The sequence below is a fragment of the Desulfobacula sp. genome (assembly GCF_021107415.1).
Genome location: NZ_JAIOSW010000242.1, coordinates 23,336 through 29,606, shown reverse-complemented (window position 1 = coordinate 29,606; position 6,271 = coordinate 23,336). Strand labels below are relative to the sequence as shown.

The 6,271-nt window shown below is 44.2% G+C and carries 4 protein-coding genes and 1 pseudogene; all 5 read left to right on the top strand.

The genetic code is table 11. The features are described 5' to 3' along the window. Positions 1–1,099, top strand: a pseudogene (locus tag K8S13_RS13200) (carbon monoxide dehydrogenase); the annotation flags it as partial. 67 nt (positions 1,100–1,166) lie between these two features. Beyond that, positions 1,167–3,377 (top strand): acetyl-CoA decarbonylase/synthase complex subunit alpha/beta, encoded by a 2,211-nt coding sequence (gene acsB / locus K8S13_RS13195; RefSeq protein WP_291463129.1) that lies wholly within the window; start codon positions 1,167–1,169, stop codon positions 3,375–3,377. 93 nt (positions 3,378–3,470) lie between these two features. Further along, positions 3,471–4,811, top strand: a complete 1,341-nt coding sequence (gene acsC / locus K8S13_RS13190; protein WP_291463128.1) for an acetyl-CoA decarbonylase/synthase complex subunit gamma — start codon at positions 3,471–3,473, stop codon at positions 4,809–4,811. A 73-nt stretch (positions 4,812–4,884) separates the two neighbouring features. Then, positions 4,885–5,790, top strand: coding sequence for a dihydropteroate synthase (locus K8S13_RS13185; protein WP_291463126.1), 906 nt, complete (start codon positions 4,885–4,887; stop codon positions 5,788–5,790). A 145-nt stretch (positions 5,791–5,935) separates the two neighbouring features. Beyond that, positions 5,936–6,229 (top strand): hypothetical protein, encoded by a 294-nt coding sequence (locus K8S13_RS13180; RefSeq protein WP_291463124.1) that lies wholly within the window; start codon positions 5,936–5,938, stop codon positions 6,227–6,229. Positions 6,230–6,271: the final 42 nt, after the last annotated feature.

Sequence of the window (6,271 nt, the reverse complement as noted above, 5' to 3'; positions counted from 1 at the left end):
TGCTAAAGAAAAAGGTGCGGCCGGTATCCAGCTCTCAGGGATCTGTTGTACGGCCAATGAAATGCTTCAGCGTCATGGTGTACCCTTGTGCGGAACATTTTTACAGCAGGAGCTTGCCATCATAACCGGCGCATGTGACGCCATGGTGGTTGATATCCAGTGTATCATGCAGAATATTGCTAACGTTGCAAATTGTTTTCATACTCACCTGATCACTACCCATCCAATTGCCAGAATGGAACAGGATACTACTATCCATATCGAATTTGACGAGCATCATGCAGCTGAAGATGCTGAACGAATCGTTAAAATGGCCATTGATAATTTTCAAAACCGTGCTGCAGAAGTTATGATTCCAAAGCACAAAGCACCTCTCGTGGCAGGCTTTAGCGTTGAATCTACACAATATCATCTTGGTGGTTCATTCCGCGGCACATACTATACCCTCAATGACAACATAATAAACGGTCGTGTTCGAGGAGTTGCAGGCGTAGTAGGATGTAATAACGCCAGAACAAAACACAATCGTGATCATATAGCCATATGTAAGGAGCTGATCAAAAATGATGTGATTGTCCTTACAACCGGATGTACGGCAATAGCCTGCGCCATGGAAGGTCTTCTTATGCCTGAAGCCGCTGCAACACATGCCGGTGCCGGTCTTGCCGAAGTTTGCGAAACTGTTGGGATTCCTCCCATTCTTCACTTAGGTTCCTGTGTTGACAACAGCCGGATTCTTCTGGCGGCAACAGAAGTTGTTAAGGCCGGGGGGCTGGGAAATGATATTTCTGATCTGCCTGCAGCAGGAAGTGCTCCTGAATGGATGAGTGAAAAGGCGATAAGTATTGGTCATTATTTTGTCGCATCAGGTGTTTATACAGTTTTCAGCAACCTGCCCACAACGGGCGCCCCAGTGTTCAATAATTACATCTGTAAAGAGTTTGAAGACCTTTACGGCGGCATGTGGGGTGCTGAACAGGATCCTATTAAACATGCCCATCTCATGATTGCCCATATCGATAAAAAACGGAAAGCGCTGGGTATTGACAAGGCAAGAGAACGGGTTATGATGGATTTTGCTTCACGCCAGGCTCTTTAGGTATAACTAAATTCATGTATTGTAAAAGTATCATTAAATATAAAATCCTCAACGAAGGAGGAACAAAATGTCAAGATTAATAGCATTTGCTGCCATTCAGGGTGGTTATAAAGTTGTTACACAAGCTGAAGGGGCGTTAAATAAAGCGCTTGCAACCTATGATGCGGATACCAAAGTAGGATTTCCCAACACTGGTTATTTCCTGCCGGTAATATATTCACTTTTCGGCATCAAGGTTGAAACCCTTGAAGACTTACAGGAACCTCTGGATATTGCACGGGGACTTCTTCCCCCCCACATTAAAAACAAAACCTGGCTACCGTTCCTCGGGCCTCTTCTGGATGCAGGAATGGCAGGAATTATATCCTTTGAAGTTATAGAAGCGCTCAGATATCTGAATGAACCTGATTTCTATCTCCATGCAGAAGATCCGGATATTGAAAATGGAAAACTATGGACCGGTGCTGCAGATGATACCATCTTCAGGAAAAGAGGGGTCGAGTTTGTTGACGGATCTGCTCCCGGTTTTGCTGCAATAGTAGGGTCTGCGCCTGATCCTGAAACTGCAAAAATGATCATTGAAGATTATCAGCAAAGAGGTCTTTACATGTTCCTGGCTGCAAACCATAACGGCACAACCGTAGTCGAGCAGCTTATTGAAGCCGGAGTGCAGGTGGGATGGAGTACACGAATTGCATGTTTCGGCCCGGACATCTCATCCGCTGTTTTTGCAGCAGGTTTTGCCAACAGGGTTGCAATGGCCTTTGGTGGTGTTGAGCCGGGTGATTATAAAAAAATCCTCATGTACAACAAAGAAAGAGTGTTTGCATTTGTCAATGCTCTGGGCGAAGTGGGAACCGAATGGGGTGTTGCTGCTGCCGGCTGTGTAAACTGGGGCTTCCCAACCTTAGCCGACACTGATATTACCCAGATCCTTCCCACGGGTATTTGTACATACGAGCATGTAGTCTCTCCTGTTGCCCATGAAGACATCTGTGCAAAATCGGTTGAAGTCCGTGGACTTAAAACCCTTGTTTCCGAAATTGATATTTCCTGTTCATTTGGTCCTGCTTATGAAGGCGAGCGAGTAAGGGGTGCGGATTTACATGCCCAGTGCGGCGGTGGGAAAACCCAATGCACCGAGCTTGTAAAAATGGCTGATATTGGTGCTATTGAAGATGGAAAGGTCATCCTTGACGGTCCTGATCTTGACGGTATTAAAGAAGGAGAGACCTTCCCGCTGGGCATCTTTGTACAGATTGCAGGTCGTGAATTTCAAGAAGATTTTGAACCTATCATAGAAAGACAGATCCATCATCTGGTTAACTATATCCAGAGTGTCATGCATATTGGCCAAAGGGACATCTCCTGGATACGTATCAGTAAAGCCGCTATTGAAAAAGGCTTTACACTGAAAGATATCGGTACGGTTCTCCATGCCAAGTTCCATCAGGATTTTGGTAATATCCTTGATAAGGTTCAGGTTACCCTTTACACCAAAAAAGCCGACGTTGATAAACTGACCAAGACAGCAAGGGCTGAATATCAAAAACGTGATGCCCGGGTTGATGGTATGGTGGATGAAGATGTTGAAACCTATTACTCCTGTACACTGTGTCAGTCTTTTGCTCCCAGCCATGTATGTTCGGTAAGTCCTGAAAGAACGGGTCTTTGCGGCGCATACAACTGGATGGACTGCAAAGCATCTTTTGAAATCAATCCCACAGGTCCCAACCAGCCCATTGAAAAAGGGGAATGTATTGATCCGAAACTGGGTCAGTGGAAAGGCGTCAATGACTTTGTTTACAAAGCCTCCAGGGGCGCTGTTACCCATTACAACTTCTACTCAATGGTCATTGATCCCATGACAACCTGTGGCTGCTGCGAATGTATTGCTGCCATGCTGCCGGGCTGTAACGGTGTCATGACGGTTGGCCGTGATTACGCAGGTGAAACACCCTGCGGTATGAAGTTTACCACACTCGCCGGTGTCATGGGCGGTGGTGCAGCATCTCCCGGCTTTGTGGGTCATTCCAAGTTCAACATTACCCAGGGTAAATTCATCCTGGGTGACGGCGGACTCTTGAGAATGGTCTGGATGCCGAAGCAGCTCAAAGAAGAACTGAAGGATCGTATAACAAAACGTGGCGAAGACATGGGCGTTCCGGGACTCTATGACATGATTGCAGATGAAACCGTGGGTCTGACAGAGGAAGAAATCATGCCCTTCCTCAAGGAAAAAGGTCATCCCGCGCTTGATATGGAATCACTTGTTTAATCATTACTAAAACAAAAGGTCCGGCAGGTATCACACCAGATTTTCTACTGTCGGACCTTTTTCATAAAGTTTTTAAAACTTAAGGAGAAAAAAATGGCATTAACCGGTATACAGATATTCAAACTCCTGCCCAAGACAAATTGTAAGGAGTGCGGGGTTCCAACCTGCCTTGCCTTTGCAATGAATCTTGCCTCCGGAAAGGCGGAACTGGATGCGTGCCCCTATGTTTCCGACGAAGCAAAAGAGCAGTTGGCTGAAGCATCAGCACCACCTATCCGTCCTGTTGCGCTGGGTAAAGGTGTACGTAAAACCACAACAGGTGGCGAGACTGTTCTTTACAGACATGAAAAAACATTTTTTAACAAAACTGTCCTGGCCGCAACCATCGCCTCGGACATTGACGGAGCAGATCTTGATAAAGCGCTTAAAGTTTATAATGCATTCCAGTATGAACGGGTTGGTCTAAATTTAAGACCTGAACTCCTGGTGGTTAAAGATGCTGGCAATGGCGCGGATGGATTTGCTGCCGTTGCCGGTAAAATAGCCAAAGAATCTGAGTTCAATCTGGTATTGATGACCGAAGACCTTGATGTTATGAAAGCAGGTATTGAAGCCGCTGGTTTCAAACGCCCGTTGCTCTATGCTGCAACCGAAAGCAATGCAGATGACATGGGTGCTCTGGCAAAAGACAATGATCTGCCTCTGGCTGTTAAAGCCGATTCTGTGGATGCGCTCCAGGCTTTGACAGAAAAACTCACTGGTATGGGACTCAAAGATCTTGTTCTTGATCCGGGTTCAAGAGAAATCAAGCAGGCCTTTGAAGATCAAATCGCCATCCGGCGTGCTGCCCTTAAAGCTTCCAATAAAGCCTTGGGTTTCCCGACCATTACATTCCCGTGTGAAATGGCATCCAACCTTGATATGGAAACCCTTATCGCCGGTATGTTTGTAGCTAAATACGGCGGAATTGTTGTCATGTCTGATTTTGCAACTGAATCACTTTTTCCGCTTCTACTTGAAAGACTCAATATCTTTACTGATCCTCAAAGACCCATGACAGTAACAGAAGGCATTTTTGAAATTGGCAATCCCGATGAAAATTCTCCGGTTCTTGTGACCACCAACTTTGCATTGACCTACTTTATTGTTTCCGGTGAAATCGAAGCCAGTAGAGTGCCGGCCTGGTTATTGGTCAAAGATTCTGAAGGTCTTTCCGTTCTGACTGCCTGGGCTGCCGGTAAATTTGGCGGCGATGATGTGGGAATGTTTGTTAAAAAGAGCGGAATAATGGATAAGGTAAAACATAACAGCCTCATTATTCCAGGTTATGCAGCTGCTATTGCAGGTGATATCGAAGAAGAACTTCCCGGCTGGACCATTATCGTTGGCCCAAGGGAAGCGGCCCATCTGCCTGCATTCCTGAAAACCCAATAAGTAATAAAAAAGCCGGGGCAACTTCACTGCCCCGGCTTAAAATTGAACATATTTAATTTAAAAGGAAGAAAACATGATACTTTTTGGTGAAAGCCTGAATGTCATTTCCACTATCATTGGAAAAGAATTCAAACAAGCAGATCCAGCCAAACGTAATCCAGTACCCATTCAGGAAGAAGTTGTCAGACAAAAAGAACTGGGCATGGATTATATCGATATCAACCTGGGGCCTGCTAAAAAGTTCGGAACAGAGTTAATGCCCTGGGTTGTTAATGTTGTTCAGGAAGCTGTTCCGGGAATGCCCCTGCTTCTTGACTCCTCTAATATTGATGCCATTGAGGCAGGACTTAAGGTTTGTAAACCTGCTGATCAGCCGCATGTTATCAATTCTATTATGGCAAGACCTGAAAGATATGAAAAAATGGTACCCCTTGCTGTAGAATACGATGCTGACTTTGTTGCGCTGATGTGGGGACCGGATGGTCTTCCAAGGGATGAAAATGAAAGAGCGGCCTTAGCTGTTGAACTGCTTTATTTTGCCAATGAAGCAGGGATTGCCAATGAAAAAATCTGGGTGGACGGGATTGTAACCCCTGTTAATATCCAGCAGCAGCAGTTAATGAGCCTTATGAATTTTCAAATGATGCTTGAAGACATGGCACCGGGTTCTAAATCCACCTGTGGTCTTTCCAATATCTCCAATGGACCTCCGGAACATCTTCGCGGCATCCTTAATCAGACCTATATGGTTATGCTTGAAAAATATGGTATGAAAGCCGTTATTTCCGATCCGCTTGACAAACAACTGACCGCTATTGCCAAAGGCGAGCGCCAGGATATTGTTGACCTGATTTACGGCATGATGGACGGTAACGTACCTGATATTGCAAGCCTTGATAAAGAAATGCAGGATTATGCGAAAACTTACAAAGTCATTATGGGTGAAACACTCTATTCTGATTCATGGCTTGAAATTTAGTATTTCCTAAGTATTAAACTTTTAAAAGCCCTGCCCTTTTAAATAAGGTAGGGCTTTTTTGTTTGTATTTGCCAATTCCACCTTTATTTTATAAAAAATAGTCTTATATTTGATTGAAACAAACCTTTTGGGAGAATTTAAAAAATTGAATGCTCAAATAAAAGATACCTGGTATTATATTATTGTTCAGAATCCGGGAACATCCAATGAAAAATTTGTGGGCTATACGGACAAAGAGACAGGATCAACTTTTATTCCGACCTTTAAATCCAAGGAAATTTCACAGCAATGCTTTCTTATAATGCCCAAGGATATTATGAATAATAAATATGAGGTCCAGGCCGTTATAAAAGAGGACCTGATTGATCAGGCTAAAAAAAATAATTATGAAGTTTTCCTTTTGGATGACAAAGGAAGTATATTAAATAAAGTATCTTGATTGTATTGTTGATACTTAAAATTTTTAGAAGGCAGGAGACCT

What these genes read in the sequence shown, in the direction of transcription:
- acsC (WP_291463128.1), top strand. Translation starts at nt 3,471, where the DNA reads ATGGCATTAACCGGTATACAGATATTCAAACTCCTGCCCAAGACAAAT.
- acsB (WP_291463129.1), top strand. Translation starts at nt 1,167, where the DNA reads ATGTCAAGATTAATAGCATTTGCTGCCATTCAGGGTGGTTATAAAGTT.
- K8S13_RS13185 (WP_291463126.1), top strand. Translation starts at nt 4,885, where the DNA reads ATGATACTTTTTGGTGAAAGCCTGAATGTCATTTCCACTATCATTGGA.